Source organism: Lysinibacillus sp. NPDC095746 (genome assembly GCF_044763535.1).
In the GTDB taxonomy this organism is placed as follows: domain Bacteria; phylum Bacillota; class Bacilli; order Bacillales_A; family Planococcaceae; genus Lysinibacillus.
Genome location: NZ_JBIWGL010000008.1, coordinates 51,173 through 75,349 on the forward strand (window position 1 = coordinate 51,173; position 24,177 = coordinate 75,349).

Here is a 24,177-nt window from a genome sequence, read left to right on the forward strand (position 1 = left end):
GAAATGCTCCCTTACCTTTTTTTATTTAAATTCTTTTAGCCGATTACGGATGTCATTATCGAGCCATAATGGGTAAATGTTCTCGTGGAATATTACAAAAACATTACAAAACAGAATTTGGGTCTAATGGTAAAGCAGTTAAAAACGTTGTTATGTAGAATAAAATGTAGTTTTGTAGAATTTAATAGAATTTACATGAATATTACAAGAATGTTGCGAGTTTTACTAAACGATTAAAAAGCCGTGAAATAGTATAAAAGTTATGCTAATAATGCTAAACTTTAAAAGGCTAATAAAATATAAGAGAAAATAAAAAAATCGTTCCAGTGATTACATTAAAATACTAAGAGCGAAATTGACTAATGAAGGGAAAGAATAACGTGGGTAAGCGCAATAAATGGCGTAAGTCGATGGTGCTAGCATTAGCACTAGCTGGCGGCTTATTATTTAATACAGTTCAACCAACCGTAGTGCATGCAGAAGAAACATCTCAACAAATGATTGATAAGAAAGCGAAGATAGATACAGAGGTTAAAAAGCTACAAGAAGAATTAACTAAACTACAAAAAGAGATCGATGAAAAAGTAAAAGTATTTAACAAAGTACAAGCAGATATTAAAGAAGTTGATGCAGATATTGTAGATACTAAAAAACGTATTGAGCAACGTTCAGCGATTTTAAATGATCGTATGGCTGCATACCAAGCTCAAGATAATACTGTGGGCGTTTATTTAAATGCTGTTCTGGAAGCAAAAAGCTTTGCAGATTTAATGGACCGTGTCGTAGCGGTAAAAACATTAATGGATGCTGACCAAGAGTTAGTAGATCAACAAGAAGCGGATAAAGCTAACTTAGAGAAACAAAAAACAACATTAGATGAAAAACAAAAAGAGCTTCAAAAGCAATTCCAAGAGCTTCAACAAAAGGAAAGCGAAATGGAAGTGAAAAAAGCTGAAAATGAAGCGAAATCTCTTGCATTAAAGGCACAAATTGCAACGAAACAAGAAGAAGAACGTTTAGAAGCAGAACGTAAAGCAGCAGAGGAAGAGGCAGCTCGTTTACGTGCACTTCAAGCAGCTACTCCAGTAGTACAAGCAACAAATAACAACGTTAACAATAATACTAGTAACAGTAATACTAGCAACGCTAACAATAGTGGTAAAGCGAACAATGAAAAAGCACCACAAAAAGTCGTTGTTGGTTCTGGTTCAGGTACTGCATCTTCAGGTGATGCCATTTCAACTGCAAAGCAATTCTTAGGCCGTAGCTATGTTTGGGGTGGTAGCAACCCATCAACAGGATTTGACTGTTCAGGTCTTGTACAATGGTCTTACAAACAAGCAGGCGTATCTTTACCACGTACAGCATCACAGCAATATTTAGCAACACAACGTATTTCAGCAAGTGAAGCACGTGTAGGTGACCTAGTATTCTTCAGCTATGGATCAGGCATAGCGCATGTAGGTATTTACTTAGGAAATAACACGATGATCGATGCTCAAAATAAAGGTGTTGTCATTGAATCACTTGATTGGTGGAATCAATATTTAGTAGGCTTCGGTCGTATTCAATAAGCCCTACTATTATATAGACGATTTAAATAGCGAAAAGGTCATCCTTGTAAAAAAAAATTACAAAGATGACCTTTTTTATTATTTGACGGTATTTAAGGTCTTCCGAGTAAAAATCATATAGCCGGATATAAATCCATTAATTTAAGGCTCGACTACTCGATGAATAATGAGTAAAATAACATCTAAGATGAATAAATTTACATAAGTAGATATATTTACAACTATATTACCTGTTACTAAAATGAAAATAGAGCCGATGTAAGGTATAGCATCAATTATCCATATAAATGATTGTCATCTTTATAGCGTATTTCGCTGGATTCATAGCAGGCTAATTCCAATTATAAAGGATGTGTCTTTATAGCCGAAAGAAATGTTTTCTTGCATATTGATACTCATTTCTGATAATTTTGAAATATAATTAGAAATCTCACTTTGAAATTAAACTGTTTGTGACTTTAGTTTCGTAGTAGTAAAGTAACGAATGATGGAAATTAATACAACAAGTTTGCCATTTTTGCGTTCATAAAGGTAGGGATGAATCATGGAAAAAGAGATTTTGCAACTTTTTAGTAATTTAACAGAGCGTGACCTTGATATTCAATACAAATCATACGAAGAATTAATGAAAATTATGCAGGAACCAGTTGATTGGACATATTCAGTTTGGGAACAACTTGTTCAAGCTCTTACATATAGAAATGGACATGTACGTGCAAGTGCTGCACAATTTTTATGCGCATTGGCGGCAAAAAGTGATCCTGAAGAAAGAGTATTAGAGGACTTCTTAAAGATTTGGGCAGTAACGTATGATGAAAGAACAGAAACTGCGAGGCAAACTTTGCAGGCGATTTGGAGAATAGGTTTAGCAGGGCAGGTACAAAGAGATTTAGTCGTGTCATATTTGGCTAAAAGATTTCAAATATGCTTAGACGAAAAGCACCCGACATCGATACGCTATGATATTATTGTATCTTTTAAAAAGCTATTCGATGAAACGAAAGACCCGAAACTACTAGAGATTGCACAGCGATTAATCGAAGAGGAAGAAGATGGTAAATACAAAAAGAAATATAAGAATGCAATCGGTTAAAAGCTGTAAAATAGCTGTTTTTGCGCAAATACTTTCGTTGAGAGATAGCTTTTATACCATCTATCTATGAAATATAATACCTGCATGAGCATATGAAATGCCCGTGGGGTAATGAAAACACCCGCGTGCATATGGTGATACCTGCATGATCTTTACCCATCGTATTTGTTTTATTCTAATTCCACATCTATTTTTTCCTATTAATCTATGATAAACTGCATAACAAGTGAATAATTCTTGCAGAATAAGGGTGCTGAACTATAGCATAATCGGGAATTCGGTGAAAAACCGAAGCTGTTTCCGCAACTGTAAGTACAGGAATCATAAAGATATACCACTGTCGAATGAGCTGATGGGAAGGTTTTTATGACGTACAACATGATTGAATGTAGTGAACTGTACAAGCCAGGAGACCGACCTTTGTTTGAACGTATGATAACTCTTCGGAAGCTAGGAGAATATGCGGCAAATACATAGGCTATACCGTGTCTATATGACACTATTTATGTTATTTTCGTTGTTTCCTTAGGAATGGGAACAACGTTTTTTTATGTACACTCATCTTTCACCGGAAGAAATCTTAAGAAGGTGTGAATAAAGTAGAATTTTTCACGAAGGAAAGCGGGGACTTAGATTTGAAAAAAGATGCACGTTATTCTTGTTATCCATTTATGCGTGAAAAGGCATCAACGGTAGATTTTGAAATTAGAACAGATAGCCTTACAACACATATTGGTGTCGCTTTAGCGGCGGTAAAAAGGGAAACTGTGGAGGTAGTAGCAGATGATTTACTAGCCATTTTACCAATGGCTTACCATGTAAATGGGTCAGTACGAGGTAAATTGGCGGTAACCGAAGATGATTTGACTTGGCTAAGTGATCGCTATGATTTCTATGTTAGTCATGTTAAGGATGAAATACAAAACTTTGTATTACCTCAAGGGACAGGGGCTGCTACTGCATTACATGTATGCCGTAGTGAGGCGAAAAAATCATACCGTGTTTTGCACAAAGTATCTGAAGAACGGGAAGTACCTGCTATTCTCTTTGATTATTTAGGATTGCTAGCCAATGTGTTTTTTGTAATGGCTGTCTATATGAATCAGCATGCTGGTATTGCTGAAATACCGTTTATTAGTAAGTCATACCCGATGAAAAAGAAAAAAGGAGAATCAATGAAATGAAGAAAATGTTTAAGCTACAATGGCTTTCTGTGTTGATGCTGGCCCTTGTATTAGTTGGCTGCGGCACGAAAGAGGATGCAAAAAAAGAAACGGTTTCTAAGGAAGATCAACAAGTTGAGAAAACTACTAGCTATAAAGTTAAGGATGACCGTGGTGTAGAAGTAGAGTTTAATGCAGTTCCTAAAACTATTGTTTCATTACAACCGAGTAATACAGAAATTTTATTTGCTCTAGGTGTGGGAGATGAAATCGTAGGTGCAACGGAGTTTGATACGTATCCAGAAGAAGCGCAAAAAATTGAGCGTGTTTCTGATTCTGTAAAATTCAACAGTGAGCGTATTTTAGCGTTAAAGCCAGACGTCGTAATTGCCTATACGACTGGTAAAGATGAAGAAAATTTAAATGCATTAAAAGGCCTTGAGGATGCAGGTATTAAAGTGTTTGCCATTCAATCAGCTAAATCATTTGATGATGTTTATGGGGATATCGAACAAGTCGCAACGGTTATGGGCATCAAAGATAAAGGTGACAAGTTAAATGAAGATATTAAAGGTAAAATTGCCGATGTCCAAGCGAAAGTTAAAGATGTGAAAGAACCGAAAAATATCTATTTAGAAATTAGTCCAAAGCCAGACATCTATACAGCTGGTTCTGGTACATTCCAACAAGAGATTTTAAATGCTGCAAATGTTAACAACGTTTTTGCTGACCTTAAAAGCTGGGTAAAGGTATCTGAGGAAGATATTATTGCGAAAAATCCAGATGTTATTTTAACAACAGTAAACTATGTGAAAGACCCAGCGGCAGAAATTCTTTCCCGTGATGGATGGAATTCAATCACTGCTATTCAAAATAAAGCGGTTTATTCTATAGATACTGATATTTCAAATCGTCCAGGTCCGCGTATTGGAGAAGCAGTTGAGTTAATCGCAAAAGCAGTATACCCTGAGTTATTTAAATAGTATTTTGGAGCTGTCCTTTATCAAGGGCAGCTTTTTTGCCGGATAATAGTGAAATACCCGGGTAAAAATCCGTTTCTCTTCGGTGAAGAAGTGATCGTGTGGAGTGGATAACTGATCCGCTTTGAAGCAGAAGTGATCGTGTGGAGTGGATAACTGATCCGCTTTGAAGCAGAAGTGATCGTGTGGAGTGGATAACTGATCCGCTTTGAAGCAGAAGTGATCAGGTAGAGTGGATAACTGATCCGCTTTGAAGAGAAAGTGATCAGGTAGAGTGGATAACTGATCCGCTTTGATGAAGAAGTGATCAGGTAGAGTGGATAACTTGTCCGCTATGATGAAGAAATGATCAGGTAGAGTGGATAAATGCTCTGCTTTGAAGAGAAAGTGATCGTGTGAAGTGGATAACTGATCCGCTTTGAAGAGAAAGTGATCGGGTAGAGTGGATAACTGATCCGCTTTGAAGAGAAAGTGATCGTGTGAAGTGGATAACTGATCCGCTTTGATGAAGAAGTGATCAGGTAGAGTGGATAACTGCTCTGCTTTGATGAAGAAGTGATCAGGTAGGGTGGATAACTGATCCGCTTTGAAGCAGAAGTGATCGGGTAGAGTGGATAACTGCTCTGCTTTGATGAAAAAAATGATCAGGTAAGGTGGATAACTACTCCGCTTTGATGAAAAAGTGATCAGGTAACGGCCTTCTCCTCGCTTCAATAAAGATCGCTAAAATCCCCCCTCCGCGTTCAAAGTAGCGTGTGACATTCCCTAGTGCGAAAATTGGTATTATATCGAATTGTTCTATAATATAGAGATAAGAATGCTTGCTAACAGAGAGAGGTGCAGTGAGTGAAACAGTTTGATATGAAGATTGTTCCGTTTGAAGCAGTTTATAATTTTCGTGATATGGGTGGTTATAAGTCGAGAGATGGGCGTACTGTTAAGAATGGTTTGATTTATCGTTCAGCAGCACTTGGTAAAATGACGAAAGCAGATAAGGAGCTATTTAAAACGCTAGGTGTGAAAACAATTTTTGATTATCGAGACAACCATGAGGCTCAAAATAATCCTAATCCGATATTTCCGTATGCCAAGTATATTCAAATACCGGCAAAGGGAAATCATGCTTTTGAGATGCCTACAAACACTGGTGGAAAAGATTTTTATAAGGTTGTAAGCCCAGAGATGTTCCGAGAATTTTATGCGCAAATGCCTTTTAATAATGACTCGTTTAAAAAGTTAATAGCAACGATTCAGCATCCTGAAAATTTAGGGCTTGTTCATCATTGTGCGGTTGGAAAGGATCGAACAGGTATTGGCAGCGCACTTATTTTACTTGCTTTAGATGTACCTGAGGAAACAATCATGGAGGACTATTTAGATACAAATGTACATCTACGTCCCTTAGTAGAACGAATGGCTCAGACAATTCAGCTGGGTTATAGCGATCAAGAATTGCAGCAATTTTATGCTTTAATGTCGGCCCGTGAGGACTATTTACAAGCGGCATTTGATGCAATGGATAATCGATATGGCTCTAAGACTGCTTTTTTAGAGCAAGAGTTTGGTTTAACAACAAAAAAACGTAAGCAATTGCAGGATCATTACTTAATATGATAAGAAACCCTTTCGCATAAAATTGTGAGAGGGTTTTTACGTATTATACTAGCTTCATAATGTTTCATTATAAAAACTCTTTACACCTTAAAAATTTATGATAAGATACTATATATTTTTATCATGCTGTAACGGGTAGTCATTTAACTGTACCGAAATAACTGCCCGTAAAATTCTTATGAAGCGTATAGGAGAAGTTGAAATTGTCAGACACAGTAAGAGAAAGTGATATAAAAGAGACAAATAAGTTAAGCTTGTTCCATTTAACGTGGCCGATATTTTTAGAAGTATTTTTATTTATGTTAATGGGACTAGCAGATACTTTTATGCTCAGTGCTTTATCAGATAATGCCGTATCAGGGGTTGGTGCAGCTAATCAGTATATTCATATTGCCATTTTAATACTTGAGGTAGTTGGTAATGGTGCTTCCATTGTTGTATCTCAATACTTAGGTTCAAGGCGCTTTTTTGAAGCTGCGAAAATTTCTGCTTTAGCAGTAACGATGAATTTGATCGTTGGACTAATGATGAGTGTCTTATTTTTCTTCTTTTCGAGTCATTTAATGACCATGATGAACTTGCAAGGAGAAGTGCTTAAATATGCCCAAAGCTATTTGGCAATCATAGGAAGCTTTATTTTTTTACAGGCAATTATAAATGCGTTAGCAGCGATTATCCGTGTTCATGGATGGACAAAGCAAACGATGTATGTATCGCTAGGTATGAATGTGCTACACGTTGTATTAAACTACGGTTTAATCTTTGGTAACCTAGGATTACCGGAGTTAGGTGTAAAAGGAGCGGCTATTTCTTCGGTTGTAAGTAGGGGATTAGCGGTTCTTGTGTTTTTCTGGCTGTTGTATCAAGTGATGGAAGTAAGAGTAAAGCTAGCGTATTATTTCGAGTATTCAAAGGAATATGTTCGAAAAATATTAAATATAGGCTTACCGTCAGCATTTGAGCAGGTGCTTTATCAGTTTTGTCAAATTGTCTTCCTTTATTATGCAACGTATTTAGGCTCAGAGACACTTGCTGCAAGACAATATGCTATGAATATTTCGATGTTTACGTATTTATTTGCGATTGCAATCGGGACGGGCACAGCTATAATTATTGGGCGAAATGTCGGTGCTGGTAAAAAAGATCAAGCTTATCATCAGCTTTGGTTAAGTGTACGAGCAGCTTTTGCCTTTACGATAACTATGGTTGTAGTTGTGACGATATTCCGTAAGCAACTTATGCACGTTTTCACTGATAATCCAGAGGTAATAGCCATCGGGGCATCTGTACTAGCATTAAGCATTCTGCTTGAAACAGGGCGTACAATGAATATTGTTGTTATTAACTCGTTGCGTGCCTCAGGGGATGCAAGATTTCCGGTGAAAATCGGTTTCTTATCAATGGTATGTATGAGCCTTCCGCTCGGGTACTTGTTCGTATTCGTTTTACATTGGGGTTTAGTAGGTATTTGGCTAGCGATTTCGGCAGATGAATGGATGCGAGCCATTATTGTATACTTTAGATGGAGAAGTCGTAAGTGGGAGCGTTTTGCACTTGTTTCACCTACAGAACAAAAGGAGACGAATTAATGGGAGCACTTTCTAAAAGAGCTGCAGGGGCAGCCTTAATGGATAAAAATATGACACTTTTTGCTTGTCCAATTTGTCAGGAGTCAATGAGTGTATTTGAGCAGGGAAGATTAGTATGTTCCTCAAATCATTCTTTTGATATTGCCAAGCAGGGCTACGTCAATATGCTGACACATGGTGCTATTTCTAAGTACAGTAAAGACCTCTTTGAATCTCGAAAAGCGGTTATTGATAGTGGCATCTATGATTTAGTAGAAGATAAAATCGGAGAGCTAATTGCTAATGCAGAAACCGTGCTTGATACAGGGTGTGGTGAGGGTTCGCATTTAGCCCGTATTATGGAAGATAAAAAAGATAACAGTATTGGCATAGGTATTGATATAGCGAAAGAAGGCATACTTGCTGCATCCCGACATTATCCAGAGCAAATTTGGTGTGTTGGTGATTTAGCGAAAAGTCCATTTGCCAAATCAAGTTTCGATGCCATATTAAATATTTTATCGCCTGCTAATTACGAAGAGTTTAAACGTTTATTAACTCAGAATGGTTGTGTTGTTAAGGTTGTACCTCAAAGCGGGTATCTACATGAGCTTCGATCACAATTATATGCGGATTCTACAAAAGAGTCGTATTCGAATGAACAAATCGTTGCTCGCTTTAAAGAAAGCTTTGCCGATGTTAGTATAGAACGTATTACTTATACAGTACCGCTGGCTACAGAGCTTGTACCAGCACTGCTTGAAATGACACCAATGGGCTGGCATAAAAAAGAGGATACTAATATTCAGTTAAATGAAATTACGATTGATGTTGATGTATTAGTGGGAAGAGTCTAGTTATTTTATATGCAATTGCGATATACTGGTCTTTTCGATTACAATGGGAATAACTATTGAATAAGGTAGGAATGAAACAGTGTATAAATTTATAGCAAATGTTGTCAAAGTGATATTAAAATTAACGGGCTCAAAGGCGCGTGTATATGAGGAGCAAAACTTACCGAAGGAAGGTGGGTTTATTATTGCATGTACGCACACAGGCTATGTTGATATTTTAAACCTTGGAGTTTCAATGGCTCCTCGAGAAATTCACTTTATGGCTAAAAAGCAATTGTTTGATATAAAAGGCCTTGGCTGGCTTATAGAGCGTTTAAATGCCTTTCCGGTTGACCGTGACAATCCAGGACCAAGTGTTATTAAAATCCCTTCACAGTTATTGAAAGAGGGTAAAATCGTAGGTATTTTCCCATCAGGTACTCGAAATGCTGAGGGTTCGGATTTAAAGCAAGGTGCGATTACAATTGCACAGCTATCTAAAGCTCAAATTGTACCAGCCGCTTACATTGGTGCTCGTAATGCTGGAGATGTTTTTAAGCGTGGAAAAGGTTATCTAATTTATGGAGAGCCGTTTTATGTAACTGGAAAAGGTAAAGAGGGACGCGAGGAATTTACTCATCGTCTTGAACATGAATTAGTAGCGTTAACTAAAGAATTAGAGAAGCGAGTTGCGGCAGAAAAGAGATAAAGTGAAACCTATTTAGAAGGCACTCAGAATCATTGATTTTGAGTGCTTTATCTTCATTTAGCAAATGTTTTCTGCGCGAAAGCGAAGCGACAGCAGCAAATGTTTTCTGCGCGAAAGCGAAGCGACAGCAGCAAATGTTTTCTGCGCGAAAGCGAAGCGACAGTTACGCGAGTGCGAAATTGATTGAGGAGGATATAAAAATGATTCGAGTACTTTTTGTATGTTTGGGGAATATATGCCGATCACCAATGGCTGAAGCGATCATGCGTGATTTAGTAGGAAAAGAGCATTTAAGTCATAAAGTCGAAGTAGATTCGGCTGCAACAAGCTCTTGGCATATTGGTGAACCTCCTCACAGAGGAACACAAGAAAAGCTAAAAGAGTATGGCATCTCAACGAAAGGGATGCAGGGCCGACAATTACAAAAGGCTGATTTTGAAAATTTTGATTACATTATTGGCATGGATGAAAGCAATATACGTAACATCCGAACGATGCTTGGTAATCCTGATTCGCCAAAGATTTTCCGCTTTTTAGATTTAACTGACCATCAAAAAGACGTACCGGATCCATACTATACAGGAGATTTTCAAGAAACCTATGATTTAGCCTTAGAAGGCTGTCATGCTCTTTTAGAAAAAATCAAAGTAGAAAACCAATTATAAAGTGGCTCTAAGTGAAACAATTTTTTACAATTAATACTTAATAAAGTCACCTTAAACATTGGGATATCTAGCTTTGCAAGCGTCTTTTGTGTTATTATTTGCAGAGTAAAGATACATTAAGTATTGAATCACCATTTACAGATGTGCTAGTGTGCATCTATTATTTTGATAAACTTATAATTTGAAAGAGAGTGGAAACAATGGGTCGTAAGTGGAACAATATTAAAGAAAAGAAAGCGTCTAAAGACCAAAGCACAAGCCGTATCAATGCAAAATTTGGACGTGAAATTTATGTAGCAGCTAAATCAGGTGAGCCAGATCCTGAATCAAACCGTGCCCTTAAAGTTGTTCTTGAACGAGCAAAAACATACAGTGTTCCTAAACATATTATAGAAAAAGCAATTGATAAAGCGAAGGGTGGCGGCGATGAAAACTTCGACGAATTACGTTATGAAGGTTTCGGACCAGCTGGTACTATGTTAATCGTTGATGCTTTAACGAATAATGTTAACCGTACTGCCTCAGATGTACGTGCTGCATTTGGTAAAAATAATGGGAATATGGGTGTCAGTGGATCTGTTGCCTACATGTTTGATTCAACAGCAGTAGTCGGTTTAGAAGGTAAATCAGCAGATGAAGTTCTTGAAATTTTAATGGAAGCAGATATTGATGCTCGTGACATTATAGAAGAAGATGAGGCTGTCATTATTTATGCAGAGCCAGATCAGTTCTTTGCTACACAAGAAGCTTTAAAAGCAGCTGGTGTTCAAGAGTTTACAGTAGCAGAGCTTTCAATGCTTCCACAAACAGAAGTAGCATTAACTGGTGACGACATTGCGAAATTTGAAAAATTAATTGATGCATTAGAAGATTTAGAGGATGTCCAAAACGTTTACCATAATGCTGATTTAGGTGAATAATATAAACAATAAAACCAGTAGCAAATTAAAGCTACTGGTTTTCAACTTCTTTCAGGGGTTGTCCAAAGTCGCTGCTTTTCGCGCAAAAAATATCTGATGACCTAAGTACAAAGTTTCAGACGTAATTTGGCAGAGGCATAATTGATTTAGGGAGGAAAACGGTGCAAGCTTTATTAGCGATTGCTATATTTTTAGTAACTTTATTTTTTGTAATAGTGCAGCCACGAAAAATATCGATCGGCTGGTCTGCTTGTATTGGTGCTGCCATTGCATTGGCGCTCGGGGTTGTTACTTGGCAAGATGTTGTTGAGGTAACAGGGATCGTTTGGAATGCAACGTTATCGTTTATAGGGATTATTTTTATTTCACTTATTTTAGACGAAATAGGATTTTTTGAATGGGCTGCCCTCCATATGGCACGCATCGCAAAGGGGAATGGTATCCGCTTATTCATTTATCTTTCCTGTCTAGGTGCTATTGTTTCAGCATTATTTGCAAATGATGGTGCAGCTCTAATACTAACACCAATCGTTTTAGCGATGATCCGTAAGTTAAATTTAACCGATAAAATGGTCTTTCCATTTATTATTGCAAGTGGCTTTATATCAGATACAACATCATTACCGTTAGTCATTAGTAATTTAACAAATATTGTGTCTGCAGATTATTTCGGTATTGGTTTTATAGAATATTTCTTACATATGCTGATACCGAACTTAGTTTCTTTACTGGCAAGCATTGCTGTACTTTATATAGTCTTTCGTCGTTCGATTCCAAAAGATTATTCACTTGAGGCAGTTGATAATCCGAAGCTGGCAATTCGTGATACGAAATTATTTTTATTATCATGGTATGTAATAGCGATATTATTAGTTGGTTTCTTGACGAGTGAGTTTTTCGAAATTCCTGTGTCATTTATTTTATGTGGTGTAGCAGCTAACTTTTTCTTGCTTGCGCGACGTAGTCATATTGTAGATACAAAGAGAGTTGTGAAAGGGGCACCGTGGAATATTGTGTTCTTTTCTATCGGTATGTACGTGGTTGTTTACGGCTTGAAAAATGTAGGAATGACAGGTTTATTAGCAAGTTTATTAGAGCACGCGATACAGCAAGGGTTGATGGTATCGACAATAACGATGGGCTTTGTAGCAGCGATTTTATCAGCTATTATGAATAACCTACCAACTGTCATGATCGATGCATTAGCTATTGCTGAAACTAGTGCAACTGGCGTTATTAAAGAGGGGCTTATTTATGCAAACGTCATTGGAACTAATTTAGGTCCTAAAATGACACCGATTGGCTCACTCGCAACATTGTTATGGCTCCATATATTGGCGCAAAAAGGAATAAAAATCGGCTGGGTTCAGTATTTAAAGATAGGTATTATTTTAACAATCCCAACTCTTTCAGCTACTTTAATAGCTTTAGTGGCTTGGATAATCGTCCTATCATAGGATAAAATCAAAAAACTATTTTTCTATAAGGCATATCGCTGTAGAAAGATAGTTTTTTCTATGTTCCCAGCTCATCGGTTGGCCTCAGGAAAGTGCCATCTGGGTAAAAGGGCGAATAATCCATACATAAATTACGTTTTACCCATTGTGAAAAAATTCAAATCATAACATAATATAGATTAATAGTCATGGTGACAAAGAGGAAAAGGGGGGCTAAAGCATGAAGATTTCACGTTCGATACAGGGGAAACTAATTATCATTTCATTAGCACTATTAATTATCCCTAGCCTAGTTATAGGTTTAGCTAGCTATAATAAAGCCAAAAAAGGTATGGATGATATTGGTGAACAAGTTATTAAAAATAGTGTTGAATCTTCTTTGCAATTAATTGAGCTTGCGAATGAAAGTGTTAAGAGGGGCGACATTCCTTTAGAAGTTGCACAGGAGCAAGTGCGTGAGGCGATTCTAGGACTAAAGGATAGTGAAGGGAAAAGGCCAAGTAACTATCCTGGAGACTTAGGGGAGTATGGTTATATATATGCTTTAGATGAAAAAGGGACATTTCTAGCCCATCCGACACGAGAAGGGGAAAACCTATGGGACGGTAAAGATAGTAATGGCCATTACTTTATTCAGGAAGTAACCGAAAAAGCACTTGCTGGTGGAGGATTTACACAATATGAATTTGAGCTACCGGGTCAAGATGTATTAGCTGATAAAATAATTTATTCTGCAAAGGATCCTAATTGGGGCTGGATCATTGCATCGGGTACATATATGCAAGACTTTAATAAAGAGGCTAATTCATTATTACTCGTTATTGGTATTACATTATTAGGTGCCATCATTATAGGTACTGCTGTTGTCATATTGGTTTCAAGACATTTAGCTTTACCGGTGCGAAAATTATCTAAACGTGTACGTGAGGTAGCTAAGGGGAATTTAACTGTAGAAATTGAAAACCTACAACGTTCAGATGAGATTGGTCAATTAAATGAAGGATTTAATGAAATGGTTGATCAACTGAAAACATTAATTACAGATGTAGAAGAAGCTATTGTAGAAATTCAATCGACATCGTCAAATTTAACATCTGTAGCAGAGGAAACAAACGCTTATGGAGATGAAATAGTAAAAGCGATAAATGAGGTCTCGGACGGCGCGGTAAAGCAGGCTTCAGATGCTGAGGATACGAATAGAACTGCCATTGATTTTGCTCAGCAGATTGAAGTATTGCATGACAAAAATGAAGTAATGCTTGAGGCATCTCAACATATGAAGCGATCAAATCAAGAGGGGCTCTTGAATTTAAATAATTTAAAAGAGAAGTCACACGAGTCTTCGGAATTGATCAATAATGTTTATGCTGTATTTAATAGCTTAATTGTGAAAGTAAGAGAAATTGAAGGCATTGTCGGCACCATTACCGAGATTTCTGATCAGACGAACCTACTTGCATTGAATGCATCAATAGAGGCGGCTAGAGCTGGTGAGCATGGCAAGGGCTTTGCGGTAGTTGCTGAGGAGGTACGTAAGCTAGCGGACCAAACATCTGTAGCAACTGAGCTAGTGCGTACAACTTTAAAGGGAATCGAAAGTGAAACTAATTTAGTGAACAATGAGATGAAGAAAACAAATGTCATTGTTCATCAGCAAAATGATTCGGTTGCCATCACAGAATCGTCCTTTAAGGAAATTCAATTGGCCGTAGAGAAAATTATTTCTGTCATTGGAGAAATGACTGCGGGAGTAGAATATTTGAATGGCTCAAAGGATAACATGATGCAATCTATCGAAAGTATTGCAATGATTAGTGAGAAAAATGCTGCTGCATCTGAAGAAGTAACAGCATCTGTTGATGAACAACAGCGTGCCATTCAGCTTGTTAGTGAATCTTCCAGTGACTTAACAGATGAAATAACGGCGTTACAGGAATCTATTAAGCGCTTTATATTAAGATAATTAAAAAGGATGTTTGTACAGTAATTCTAGTACAAGCATCCTTTTTCTTTGTTTAAACGTTAGTAAAAGGTAAGGGAGGGGATAAATGTGAAAAAATGGGTAATTAGATTAGGGGTTGTACTGCTTGCTATTTGTATAGCTGTTTATATTTGGCTCGGCGAGGAGATGAAACAAGGTTTCCGGCCGGCTGCAAACGGAACAGCTACATACATGATTGTCCTGGGAGCGAAAGTAAAAACGGGTGGAATCCCATCGCTTTCGTTGAAAAATAGATTAGAAGAGGCTGTAAAGTATTTAAACAAATACCCTCATGTAAAAGTAATTGTTTCAGGTGGGCAAGGGGCAGATGAAGATAGGACAGAGGCTTCTGTAATGTTTAAATATTTACAGGACAAGGGTATAGAAACTAACAGAATATTAATAGAAGACCAATCTACTTCAACCTATGAGAATTTACTATTTTCTAAAGAACTGTTGCCTAAAGGGACTAAGAAAATCACGATTCTCTCTAATGATTTTCATTTAAAGCGTGCAAAGTATTTAGCTGAGTCTTTAGGTTTTGAAGTAGATGTTGTTGCGGCAAAAACGCCAAAATCAGTGGAAATAAAGTTAAATTTGCGTGAAAGGGCAGCATTATTAAAAACCTATATAATTGGCTATTAATTTGTTTCTTAATAGGATAGATTTGGCATATAATAGAAATATCACGGGGTAAATGACAGAAAGAGGGGACTTCTATGAAAACGTTTAAAGACTATGAATACAGCCGTCCAAATATCGAGGCTATGAAAGAGCAACAGTTATCCTTAATTGATGAATTTAAGAATGCTCAAACGATGGACGAGCAAAGTGAAATAATTGAGAAATTAAATGGATTGAGCAATGACTACGCTACAATGGCAAACCTAGTGTACATTCGTGCTTCGATTGATACAAATGATGAATTTTATCATGCAGAACGCGATTATTTTGATGAGGTTGGACCAGAGTTGGAAGAGGTAACAACAGAATATTATAAAGCGCTAATCGTTTCACCATTCCGTGAGCAGTTAGAAGAAAAATGGGGTCAGCAATTATTTGATTTAGCAACATATCAAATTAAAGGCTTTTCACCAGCAGTCATTGATCTAATGCAAAAGGAGAACAAACTCGTTTCAGAATACAATAAACTTGTTGCCTCTGCGCAAATTGACTTTAATGGTGAAACATTAACGCTTGCTCAGCTTGGACCATATGCAGAGTCTACAGATCGTGCAGTGCGTAAGGCGGCAACGGATGCACGCTTTGGCTTTTTTGCGGATCATGAAGAGGAATTCAATCGACTTTATGATGACCTTGTTAAGGTGCGCCATGAAATCGCTGTTAAATTAGGCTATAAAAACTATGTCGAGCTAGGTTATATTCGAATGAATCGCATTGATTACAATGCAGATATGGTAAAAAAATTCCGTGATCAAGTTCGTGATTTAATCGTACCTATTGCCACAAAATTATATGAACGTCAGGCAAAGCGTATTGGTATTTCTGATTTTAAGTTCTATGATGAAGCATTCAACTTTGTATCAGGCAATGCTACACCAAAGGGCGATCCTGAATGGATTGTAGCGAACGGTAAAAAAATGTATGAAGAGCTATCACCAGAGACTGGTGAATTTTTCAACTTTATGATTGAGCATGAATTAATGGACTTAGTGGCGAAGAAAGGCAAAGAGAGTGGCGGTTATTGTACATTTATCGAAAACTATCACTCACCATTTATCTTCTCGAACTTTAATGGTACTTCAGGCGATATCGATGTGTTAACACATGAAGCTGGACATGCTTTCCAAGTCTATTCAAGTCGTAACATCGGAATTCCGGAATATTTATGGCCAACATATGAATCTTGTGAAATTCATTCAATGAGTATGGAATTTTTCACATGGCCATGGATGGAGCTATTCTTTAAGGAAGACACAGAAAAATATAAGTTCACACACTTAAGTAGTGGCTTATTATTCCTTCCTTACGGTGTTGCAGTTGATGAGTTCCAGCATGTGATTTATGAAAATCCGAATATGACACCGGCTGAACGTAAAGCTGCGTGGAAAAAAATTGAGGAAACCTATTTACCACATCGTGACTATGATCATAACAGCTATCTAGAAGCAGGCGGTATATGGCAACGTCAAGGACATATTTATGCAAGTCCGTTCTATTACATTGATTACACGTTAGCGCAAATTTGTGCATTCCAATTCTGGAAACGTTCACGTGATGAGTTTGAAGCTGCTTGGAAGGACTATGTTCATTTATGTGGTTTAGGTGGCTCTATGTCCTTTACGAAGCTTGTGAAAGAAGCAGGCTTAATTTCACCATTTGAGGACGGCTGTGTTGAATCGGTTATTGGTGATATTGAAGACTACTTAAATTCAGTAGAAGATATAAAATTATAAACTGTTACTCTATAGAGCATTAGTGAAAATTTGCGACACTCCTGTTGAAGGCAAGCTATGCAAGCCACCTCAGATGCTTTAGCATTTGGGGGGCTCGCAAAATTGCCTGTTGGAGGGTTGCGAATTTTTTAGTTTCAAAAACTCTTTTGTTTTGACAATAAATAATAGAATACTTGCGAAATGGTTAATATATAAGTAGTATTTTCAGTAACTGTGATAAAAGGAAGTGAAGAAAGTGACGAGGAAAGTTTGGTTTCAAGTAGGGGTAGGGATTTTACTTGCGCTACTAGTCATTAAATATTTTATAGAGATTCAATGGATTTTTTCGCCGCTAGTAATTATTTTAAAGGCTATTTTTATACCTTTGTTACTTGGCGGTGTTTTGTATTATGTTACGGAGCCGATTCAAAGATTTTTAGAGAAGCGTAAATTTCCAAGATGGGCAAGTATATTAACGATAGTCATTGGACTAATAGCGCTTGTTGGTGGCTTTGGTTGGATCGTTGGTAATCCGATTGCAGTGCAGGTAAATAATTTAGTGAAAAATGTACCACAGATTAGTGCTAGTATTCAAGATGCAGCTGATTATGTGTTTAAAAACAAGGATAACTTCCCACCCCAGTTAAAAAACTTTATCGACAATATGGCAAATTCTGTGCAGGATATTGCCGTTGTGGCAAGTAAGGGGTTAGTATCGTTTTTACAATCAGTTGTATCTGCCTCTTTATTAGCTATTTTAATTCCATTCTTCTTTATTTTTATGTTGAAGGATCATGAAAAGTTTGCACCATCGATTTATAAATATTTTAGTGGTGAACGTCGTGAATGGGTGAAGAAAACGTTAAGTGAAATTGATGGTGTTTTACGTAGCTATATTCAAGGACAACTGCAAATTAGTTTTTTACTAGCAGCTATTATGTATGTCGGGTATTTAATTATAGGCCTAGACTATTCGTTGCTACTTGTTATATTCGCGTTCTTTATGAATATGATTCCGTTTATTGGACCATGGATTGCCTTTACACCAGCACTGATTGTAGCTATTATTCAGGATCCAGTCTTAGTCATATGGGTGTCTGTTGTCACACTCGTGGCGCAGCAAATTGATAGTAACTTTATTACGCCTAATGTCATGGGGAAATCGCTCGATATCCACCCGTTAACAGTTATTACAGTTATTTTAGCAGCAGGTAATATTGCAGGCTTTATTGGGATTATTATTGCTGTACCATTTTATGCAGTATTAAAAGTGATTGCATCCAATATTTATGATGAACGTAACGTGATTAAGAAAAAGGCTACGAAGTCGGTATAGGAGTCGGAAAAAATGGAACAAGAAATTGTGAAAGTTTTTAATGAGCAGCATGAACAGATTGGGACAGCAACGAGAGCTGAGGTACATGAAAAAGGACTATGGCATGAAACATTCCACTGTTGGCTTGTCAATGAGAACTATATCTATTTCCAAATCCGTAGTTCACAAAAAAAGGACTACCCGGGCTTGCTTGATATTACAGCGGCAGGGCATCTATTAGCTGAAGAGACAGTAGAATCAGGAGTTCGTGAAGTGAAGGAAGAGCTTGGACTCGATGTCGACGTACATGAAGTTATTAAAATGGGCATGACATCTTGTAGCATCGTTTCGGAAAACATGATCGACAACGAATTTTGCCATGTCTACATATATCCATTTAAACATGATTGGGATGCTTTTGAGCTACAGTATGAGGAAGTGTCAGGTGTTGTTAGAGCTAAGCTAGATGAGGCAGAGGCATTCTTTTTAGGCAAAACAGCTACTCTTAATATCGAGGGTTATGAATACTTCCCTGATGGTCAGCGAGTGAAAATTGTGCGCCCAGTAAGTACAGCACAATTTGTCCCATACCGTGAACTATACGTTGCCCATGTTATTCAGTTTGTAAAAGATAAAATGTTAAATAAAAGATTATAATTTGTGAGGGTTGTCTAAAAAAGCCCTTCATAAGAATTTTAGTATCATTGTAAAAGGTTAAATCCGCTTCGTTTTCCGTGGGATAAGGTATGTGCCGAATCGGTACATGCTTGTTTTTTCCACAGAGAGTTTAAGCGGTTTTTTTGCTTTTATAGGAAAAATTGATAGGCTCTATTTTTTGTTTCATCATCAATTTTGTTAAAGAGTATGCCATGTATCGAAGTTGATTGGGTAGAGGCAGGACAACCCCAGGAAGCTTTGCTCTGTGCGAAAGCGAAGCGACAGCAATAAAGCGCCCAGTTGGAACAGAAATCAACCACACCTTACGGATGAGAAGGCACAATTTTAGAACTGCTTATTTTACTTCGATATAACAGGAAGAATAAGTTATACTAAAAGAGATATTGAATAGAAAAGGAGCATTTTTATATGCTAACATTTGAACAAAAGCAAGCCATCATCGACTCATTTCCTGAACTTACGAAGAAGGAAATTTCATTAAAACGCTTAAATTACCATTTTATGGATAGTCTTTACGAAAAGACTATTGTTGTGGAAAAGCTGCATCCAAATGGCAACGGCTTCGTCTTTGTTGGTGATCTATTGCGTTACGAGAAAGAAGCAAGCGATAAAGGTCTAGTCAATATCCGTGACTACGATGAACAACAACTTCGTGAAATTATTGAAGATGCCATTCAATATTTATCGGAGGAAGAAGAAGAGCAAGAGCCGATTGAAGAGATTTGGCAAAATCGTGAAGGTATTCAATTAAAGCTAGCCTTTGAACAACGTTCTTGGAATGTCTATCATGGTGAAAATTTAGAGGAAGCCTTTGGTACACAAGAAGCTGCGAAAGAATATTTACTAGAAGAAGGTTTTCGTAAAAAGAAATAAGTAATTCGGGGGATAAGAACGAATGAATGGGAAAAAATTAGTGGGAATAGTTATTGTTGTTGTTATAGCTGCTTGTTTATTTTCTGTATTTACGATTACAAAATTTTATAAAGACCATGAGGAACAGCCAAATCGTGAAAATCGAGAAATTAATAAGTCAAAGAGCTTGAATTTAATTTTGCCACAGGCTACAATTATCTCGAATTCAAGATAATCGAGAGGTGGACTGTAAATGCAGCACGTTTTTCATAAAGGAACAGATGAAACAAAACCGATTTTACTACTGTTACATGGTACAGGTGGAAATGAACAAAGCTTAATAGGCCTTGCAAAGGAAATTGATGATACAGCAAGCATTTTAAGTGTCCGTGGAAATGTCCTTGAAAATGGTATGCCACGCTTTTTCCGTCGTTTAGCGGAAGGTGTTTTTGATATAGAGGATTTAATTTTCCGTACGAAGGAATTAAATGACTTTTTATTAGAAGCAGCACAGCAGTTTGGATTTGACCGTAATCGAGTGGTTGCTATCGGCTACTCTAATGGCGCCAATATTGCTGCTAGCCTATTATTCCATTATGAGGATGCTCTGGCAGGTGCAATACTGCATCATCCAATGGTGCCTAGACGTGATATTGAATTGCCTACACTTTCTTCAATCCCTGTCTTTATCGGTGCTGGAACGAATGATCCAATGTGTACTGCTCAGGAATCTGAGGATTTAGAGGCACTTTTATCATCGGCTGGGGCAGATGTGACAACTGTATGGTTTAATTATGGTCATCAGCTAACGATACCTGAGGTAGAAGCCGCAAAAGAATGGTACGACCGCATTTATTCAAAATGAAAAATCCGCAACCTTGGAGTGAGGGAGAGCTCACGAAAGGTTGCGGATTTTTTTATTTTTGCTTCTTTGCGAAGGGTAGCCACCAATTCCAATCCCCAAAGAGCTTCATAAGACTTGGAACGAGCATAAGACGAATAATCGTTGCATCGATAGCGACGGCAATAGCTATACCAACTCCAATTTGCTTTACAGGCATTACATCTGTAAATGCGAACGCCCCTGTTATTACAATCATAATAAGCGCTGCTGACGTAATGATACGACTTGTAGAGGTTAGACCGTCAATCGTAGCACGTGTATTATCTGCCCCTTTTAGATATTCCTCCTGAATACGTGATATTAAAAAGACTTCATAATCCATACTTAAGCCGAATACAAGACAAAATACTATTACCGGGATAATAAGGACAATCGTACCGGATTCAATCCCCAAATGTCCATATTGGAAAATGTAGACGAGCATACCGAATGCTGAAGAAAGTCCAATAATATTCATAATAATCGCTTTCAGTGGGATTAAAATAGAGCGGAAAGCGAGCATTAAAATAAAGAACGTTGAAACGATAATAATGGATACAGCCAAGAAAATTTTACTAGAAATTTCATCGAAAATTTCTTGATTAAATTTCGCTTGACCTCCAAGAGCAAAATCGACACCTAAATCTTTATCCTGCCATGTTCGAGCAAATTGTTGGGCGGTAGTTGATGAACCTGCTGCATCCAATGTAATTGGGATAAAGAGCTGCTTATCTTTAGAAAATGTATTTAGTATTGGTTTTAATTGTTCTGCCGCTTGAGGATTTTTCAAAGAAGCCGACAGTTCCTCAGGGGACTTCATGTTAGCTGTCGTATAAATGGTCGATACATGACTCACTAAAGGGTCATCAAGTAATTGTTCTTGAATATTGAAAATAAGCTCTCTTGCCTCAAAATCCTCCCAGCCTTCCTTACGTTCTGCTAGCAAATATAAAGTTGAGGTGTCGCCAAGTCCGAACGTTTTATCCAACTGATCATAAGCTGCACGTGCATCATATTTTGTTGGTAATGAATCCACCTGAGGAATTGTAAGTTTAATATCCTTTAACGGAGTCATACCAATACCTAGTAATAATAATGCCACAATAACGATGGTCACTGGATGTTTCATGACAAAGCCAGCAAAGCTACGCCAACGATTTGCTCCACCAGGCTTTACACGTAATAAGCGCCATTTATTTAGGTTATCTCCTATTAGCATCATCGTAGCAGGAAGCAAGGTTAAGCCAGAAAGTACTGCAAGAAATACGACGATTGTGCCTCCTAAAGCGATATTGTGAAAAATTTCGACGTCAATGACAATCATGGCACCTAAGCCGATCATGACACAAACAGCAGAAAAAATGATCGAACGGCCAGCTGTCTCTATCGCTGTTTGAATCGCCTGTACAATGGATGTATGGGCACGTTCTTCACGATATCGATTAATAAACAGCAAGGCAAAATCTATGCTTAATGCAAGTCCGAGCATTGGTACTATATTTAACACAAAAATTGATAAATTGATATGACCACTAAACAAAGTCAAAATTCCAAACGCAGTTACAACAGTGACAATGCCGATAATGATAGGTAAGATTGAGGCTACGACAGTACCGAAAGCAAGTAATAGCACTATGATAGCGATTGGTAAGCCTATAGCTTCCGCTGATGCTAAATCCTTTTGACTTGCTGTATTGATGTCTGCTGAAATAACAGGCCCGCCTGTAATGCTCACACCGTCATCCTCTATTAATGAACGGATGTCTGTCACAACGTCAGGTAGATGATCAACATTATTTTTCATATGAACCATGGCATAAGCTATACCATTCTTTTGTAAAGAAGCATCATCAAGTGGTGACTGGATGGAATGAATTTCCTTAACGTTCTCTAATTTTTTTAATGTATCTTGAATTTTCTTATCGTCGGCTGGATTGAAGACGACCAAAACTGTATCGGAAGGCAAATCAAATGTTTTTGCAAGCTCATTTGTTACGTAAGTATGATCGCCTTTAACAAAAAAGCCATCTCCATGAAGCTTACTTGGAAGCTGTATGGCAAACATAGCCATAGTAATAAAAATAACGAACCATAAGGCTACGATAGCTTTAGCGTGGGCTGTTATAAAAGCTGAAAAAGTTTTCATTGTAGGTACTATCCTCCTTTTAGAATAGTGTAAAGGATGTGTTACATTTTGTCGTGTGACAATGTAAAGACTCCTGTCCAACAAGGAACAGGAGTCTTAGTATGCGATCAAATTCAATTATGCCTTGGCGTAATTGAATTTGGGCCAAGGTGATGTTGGTCACTCAGTCGTCGCCACAGGACTTGGCGTTCCTAGACTAAGTTCCTCTATTTCAGCAGATGTCCGAAAGCTAAGCGACAGGTGCAGATGTTTGAACACCACTGATAAGTAGCTTAAATCCGCGTTCATCTCACCATCTAAAGGAAGAAGGAGTTAAAAGAATAACGATAACAAAAAGTAAATAATAGCTGCCATAACTGCAGAAATTGGCATTGTAATAACCCAAGTAGTGACGATTTTACGCGCCATCCCCCAGTTCACACCACGTACACGTTGTGCAGAGCCAACACCCATGATAGAGGAAGAAATAACGTGTGTTGTAGATACTGGTAGGTGAATTAATGTAGCACCGAAGATTACTGTTGCAGATGCTAAATCTGCTGCAACGCCGTTTACAGGACGGATTTTCATAATTTTACCGCCGACCGTTTTAATAATTTTATAGCCACCGATAGAAGTACCAAGCCCCATTGCAGTTGCCGCTGCAGCTCGTATCCAGAACGGAATCTCATCTCCTGAATGCAAACCTCCAGCGATTAACGCCATCGTCATAATCCCCATTGCCTTTTGTGCATCGTTCGTACCATGTGTAAAAGATTGAATTGCGGCAGTGAAAATTTGCATTGTACGGAAACCTTTATTCGTACGATATAAATTTAAGTTTTTAAACCATAATTTAAACAGTGTCATCATAATAAAGCCGGCGCAAATCGCAAGAATTGGTGATAGCACTAAGGCCATAATGATTTTCGTAAAACCGCCATAGTTTAGAACGTCGAAGCCAGCAGAAGCAACTGCTGCACCAGCAATGGATCCAATCAGAGTATGTGAAGAACTCGATGGAATACCGAAATACCATGTTAGTAAGTTCCAAATAATAGCGGAGATTAGTGCTGCTAAAATAACGACTGAGCCAGTCGTGTCTCCCTCAAATGCATTTAAAGAGAAAGGATCTACAATGTCTTTTGTTAAAGCTTTTGCAACACCGACAAAGGTAATAGCTCCGATAAAGTTCATCGTCGCAGCCATCATGATCGCTACACGAGGTTTCAATGCTCTAGTGGAAACTGAGGTTGCGATAGCATTTGCTGTATCATGGAAGCCATTGATAAAGTCAAATGTTAGGGCAAAGATAACGACCAGTACAGTTAGAATAATGATTGTGTTCATTGTAAGTGCCCTCTCCTA

22 protein-coding genes and 1 riboswitch are annotated in these 24,177 nt (G+C 37.6%); of the genes, 19 read left to right on the forward strand and 3 right to left on the reverse strand.

Annotated elements, in window-relative coordinates; genetic code table 11:
• Window positions 1–362 precede the first annotated feature (362 nt).
• The 4 genes from ACIQ7N_RS08020 to ACIQ7N_RS08035 all read left to right on the forward strand — a co-directional run bounded on the left by ACIQ7N_RS08020 (window position 363) and on the right by ACIQ7N_RS08035 (window position 4,813).
• A complete protein-coding gene (locus ACIQ7N_RS08020) occupies window positions 363–1,574 on the forward strand; it encodes a C40 family peptidase (RefSeq protein ID WP_248717346.1) in 1,212 nt (403 codons plus the stop codon).
• A 544-nt stretch (window positions 1,575–2,118) separates the two neighbouring features.
• Window positions 2,119–2,667 (forward strand): hypothetical protein, encoded by a 549-nt coding sequence (locus ACIQ7N_RS08025; protein ID WP_402931305.1) that lies wholly within the window; start codon window positions 2,119–2,121, stop codon window positions 2,665–2,667.
• Window positions 2,668–2,897: 230 nt separating this feature from the next.
• Window positions 2,898–3,103: riboswitch (cobalamin riboswitch) on the forward strand.
• Window positions 3,104–3,302: 199 nt separating this feature from the next.
• Window positions 3,303–3,851 carry a hypothetical protein gene (locus ACIQ7N_RS08030; RefSeq protein WP_402931383.1) on the forward strand — a complete coding sequence of 183 codons (549 nt, stop codon included), beginning with the start codon at window positions 3,303–3,305 and terminating at the stop codon, window positions 3,849–3,851.
• Window positions 3,848–4,813 carry an ABC transporter substrate-binding protein gene (locus tag ACIQ7N_RS08035; protein WP_402931306.1) on the forward strand — a complete coding sequence of 322 codons (966 nt, stop codon included), beginning with the start codon at window positions 3,848–3,850 and terminating at the stop codon, window positions 4,811–4,813. Before ACIQ7N_RS08030 ends, ACIQ7N_RS08035 begins: the two co-directional genes overlap by 4 nt.
• On the opposite strand, the gene ACIQ7N_RS08040 is transcribed toward ACIQ7N_RS08035, so the two are convergent.
• Complete coding sequence (locus ACIQ7N_RS08040) at window positions 4,802–5,524, reverse strand: hypothetical protein (RefSeq protein WP_402931308.1); 723 nt, start codon at window positions 5,522–5,524, stop codon at window positions 4,802–4,804. The two genes, ACIQ7N_RS08035 and ACIQ7N_RS08040, sit on opposite strands and share 12 nt — an antisense overlap.
• Window positions 5,525–5,656: 132 nt before the next feature.
• Between ACIQ7N_RS08040 and ACIQ7N_RS08045 the strand changes: the two genes are divergently transcribed.
• The 15 genes from ACIQ7N_RS08045 (at window position 5,657) to ACIQ7N_RS08115 (ending at window position 20,666) form a co-directional block, all read left to right on the forward strand.
• Entirely contained in the window at window positions 5,657–6,424 is a 768-nt protein-coding gene (locus ACIQ7N_RS08045) for a tyrosine-protein phosphatase (RefSeq protein ID WP_402931309.1), read from the forward strand.
• Between the two features lie 203 nt (window positions 6,425–6,627).
• The gene (locus ACIQ7N_RS08050) at window positions 6,628–8,013 is read left to right on the forward strand and encodes an MATE family efflux transporter (protein ID WP_402931310.1); all 1,386 of its coding nucleotides are present in this window, start codon (window positions 6,628–6,630) and stop codon (window positions 8,011–8,013) included.
• The gene (locus ACIQ7N_RS08055) at window positions 8,013–8,849 is read left to right on the forward strand and encodes a putative RNA methyltransferase (protein WP_402931311.1); all 837 of its coding nucleotides are present in this window, start codon (window positions 8,013–8,015) and stop codon (window positions 8,847–8,849) included. Before ACIQ7N_RS08050 ends, ACIQ7N_RS08055 begins: the two co-directional genes overlap by 1 nt.
• Window positions 8,850–8,928: 79 nt before the next feature.
• The gene (locus tag ACIQ7N_RS08060; protein WP_402931312.1) at window positions 8,929–9,537 is read left to right on the forward strand and encodes a lysophospholipid acyltransferase family protein; all 609 of its coding nucleotides are present in this window, start codon (window positions 8,929–8,931) and stop codon (window positions 9,535–9,537) included.
• A gap of 200 nt (window positions 9,538–9,737) precedes the next feature.
• Window positions 9,738–10,202 (forward strand): low molecular weight protein-tyrosine-phosphatase, encoded by a 465-nt coding sequence (locus tag ACIQ7N_RS08065; RefSeq protein WP_402931313.1) that lies wholly within the window; start codon window positions 9,738–9,740, stop codon window positions 10,200–10,202.
• 200 nt (window positions 10,203–10,402) lie between these two features.
• Entirely contained in the window at window positions 10,403–11,122 is a 720-nt protein-coding gene (locus ACIQ7N_RS08070) for a YebC/PmpR family DNA-binding transcriptional regulator (RefSeq protein ID WP_402931315.1), read from the forward strand.
• A 161-nt stretch (window positions 11,123–11,283) separates the two neighbouring features.
• Window positions 11,284–12,579 (forward strand): arsenic transporter, encoded by a 1,296-nt coding sequence (locus ACIQ7N_RS08075; protein ID WP_402931317.1) that lies wholly within the window; start codon window positions 11,284–11,286, stop codon window positions 12,577–12,579.
• Between the two features lie 220 nt (window positions 12,580–12,799).
• Complete coding sequence (locus ACIQ7N_RS08080; RefSeq protein WP_402931319.1) at window positions 12,800–14,542, forward strand: methyl-accepting chemotaxis protein; 1,743 nt, start codon at window positions 12,800–12,802, stop codon at window positions 14,540–14,542.
• 87 nt (window positions 14,543–14,629) lie between these two features.
• The gene (locus ACIQ7N_RS08085) at window positions 14,630–15,205 is read left to right on the forward strand and encodes a YdcF family protein (RefSeq protein WP_402931320.1); all 576 of its coding nucleotides are present in this window, start codon (window positions 14,630–14,632) and stop codon (window positions 15,203–15,205) included.
• Window positions 15,206–15,279: 74 nt separating this feature from the next.
• The gene (locus ACIQ7N_RS08090; protein ID WP_402931322.1) at window positions 15,280–16,977 is read left to right on the forward strand and encodes a M3 family oligoendopeptidase; all 1,698 of its coding nucleotides are present in this window, start codon (window positions 15,280–15,282) and stop codon (window positions 16,975–16,977) included.
• 235 nt (window positions 16,978–17,212) lie between these two features.
• Window positions 17,213–18,292, forward strand: a complete 1,080-nt coding sequence (locus tag ACIQ7N_RS08095) for an AI-2E family transporter (RefSeq protein WP_248717336.1) — start codon at window positions 17,213–17,215, stop codon at window positions 18,290–18,292.
• 12 nt (window positions 18,293–18,304) lie between these two features.
• Window positions 18,305–18,928 carry an NUDIX hydrolase gene (locus tag ACIQ7N_RS08100; RefSeq protein WP_402931323.1) on the forward strand — a complete coding sequence of 208 codons (624 nt, stop codon included), beginning with the start codon at window positions 18,305–18,307 and terminating at the stop codon, window positions 18,926–18,928.
• A gap of 429 nt (window positions 18,929–19,357) precedes the next feature.
• The gene (locus ACIQ7N_RS08105) at window positions 19,358–19,822 is read left to right on the forward strand and encodes a hypothetical protein (RefSeq protein ID WP_402931324.1); all 465 of its coding nucleotides are present in this window, start codon (window positions 19,358–19,360) and stop codon (window positions 19,820–19,822) included.
• Between the two features lie 22 nt (window positions 19,823–19,844).
• The gene (locus ACIQ7N_RS08110; protein WP_248717333.1) at window positions 19,845–20,036 is read left to right on the forward strand and encodes a hypothetical protein; all 192 of its coding nucleotides are present in this window, start codon (window positions 19,845–19,847) and stop codon (window positions 20,034–20,036) included.
• A gap of 18 nt (window positions 20,037–20,054) precedes the next feature.
• A complete protein-coding gene (locus ACIQ7N_RS08115; RefSeq protein ID WP_402931326.1) occupies window positions 20,055–20,666 on the forward strand; it encodes an alpha/beta hydrolase in 612 nt (203 codons plus the stop codon).
• A 52-nt stretch (window positions 20,667–20,718) separates the two neighbouring features.
• Here ACIQ7N_RS08115 and ACIQ7N_RS08120 read toward each other — a convergent pair whose 3' ends face one another.
• Together ACIQ7N_RS08120 and ACIQ7N_RS08125 are read right to left on the reverse strand one after the other, a co-directional pair.
• Entirely contained in the window at window positions 20,719–22,830 is a 2,112-nt protein-coding gene (locus tag ACIQ7N_RS08120) for an MMPL family transporter (RefSeq protein ID WP_402931328.1), read from the reverse strand.
• 312 nt (window positions 22,831–23,142) lie between these two features.
• On the reverse strand, window positions 23,143–24,159 hold the full coding sequence (locus tag ACIQ7N_RS08125; RefSeq protein WP_132361494.1) for an inorganic phosphate transporter: 1,017 nt from the start codon (window positions 24,157–24,159) through the stop codon (window positions 23,143–23,145).
• Window positions 24,160–24,177 lie beyond the last annotated feature (18 nt).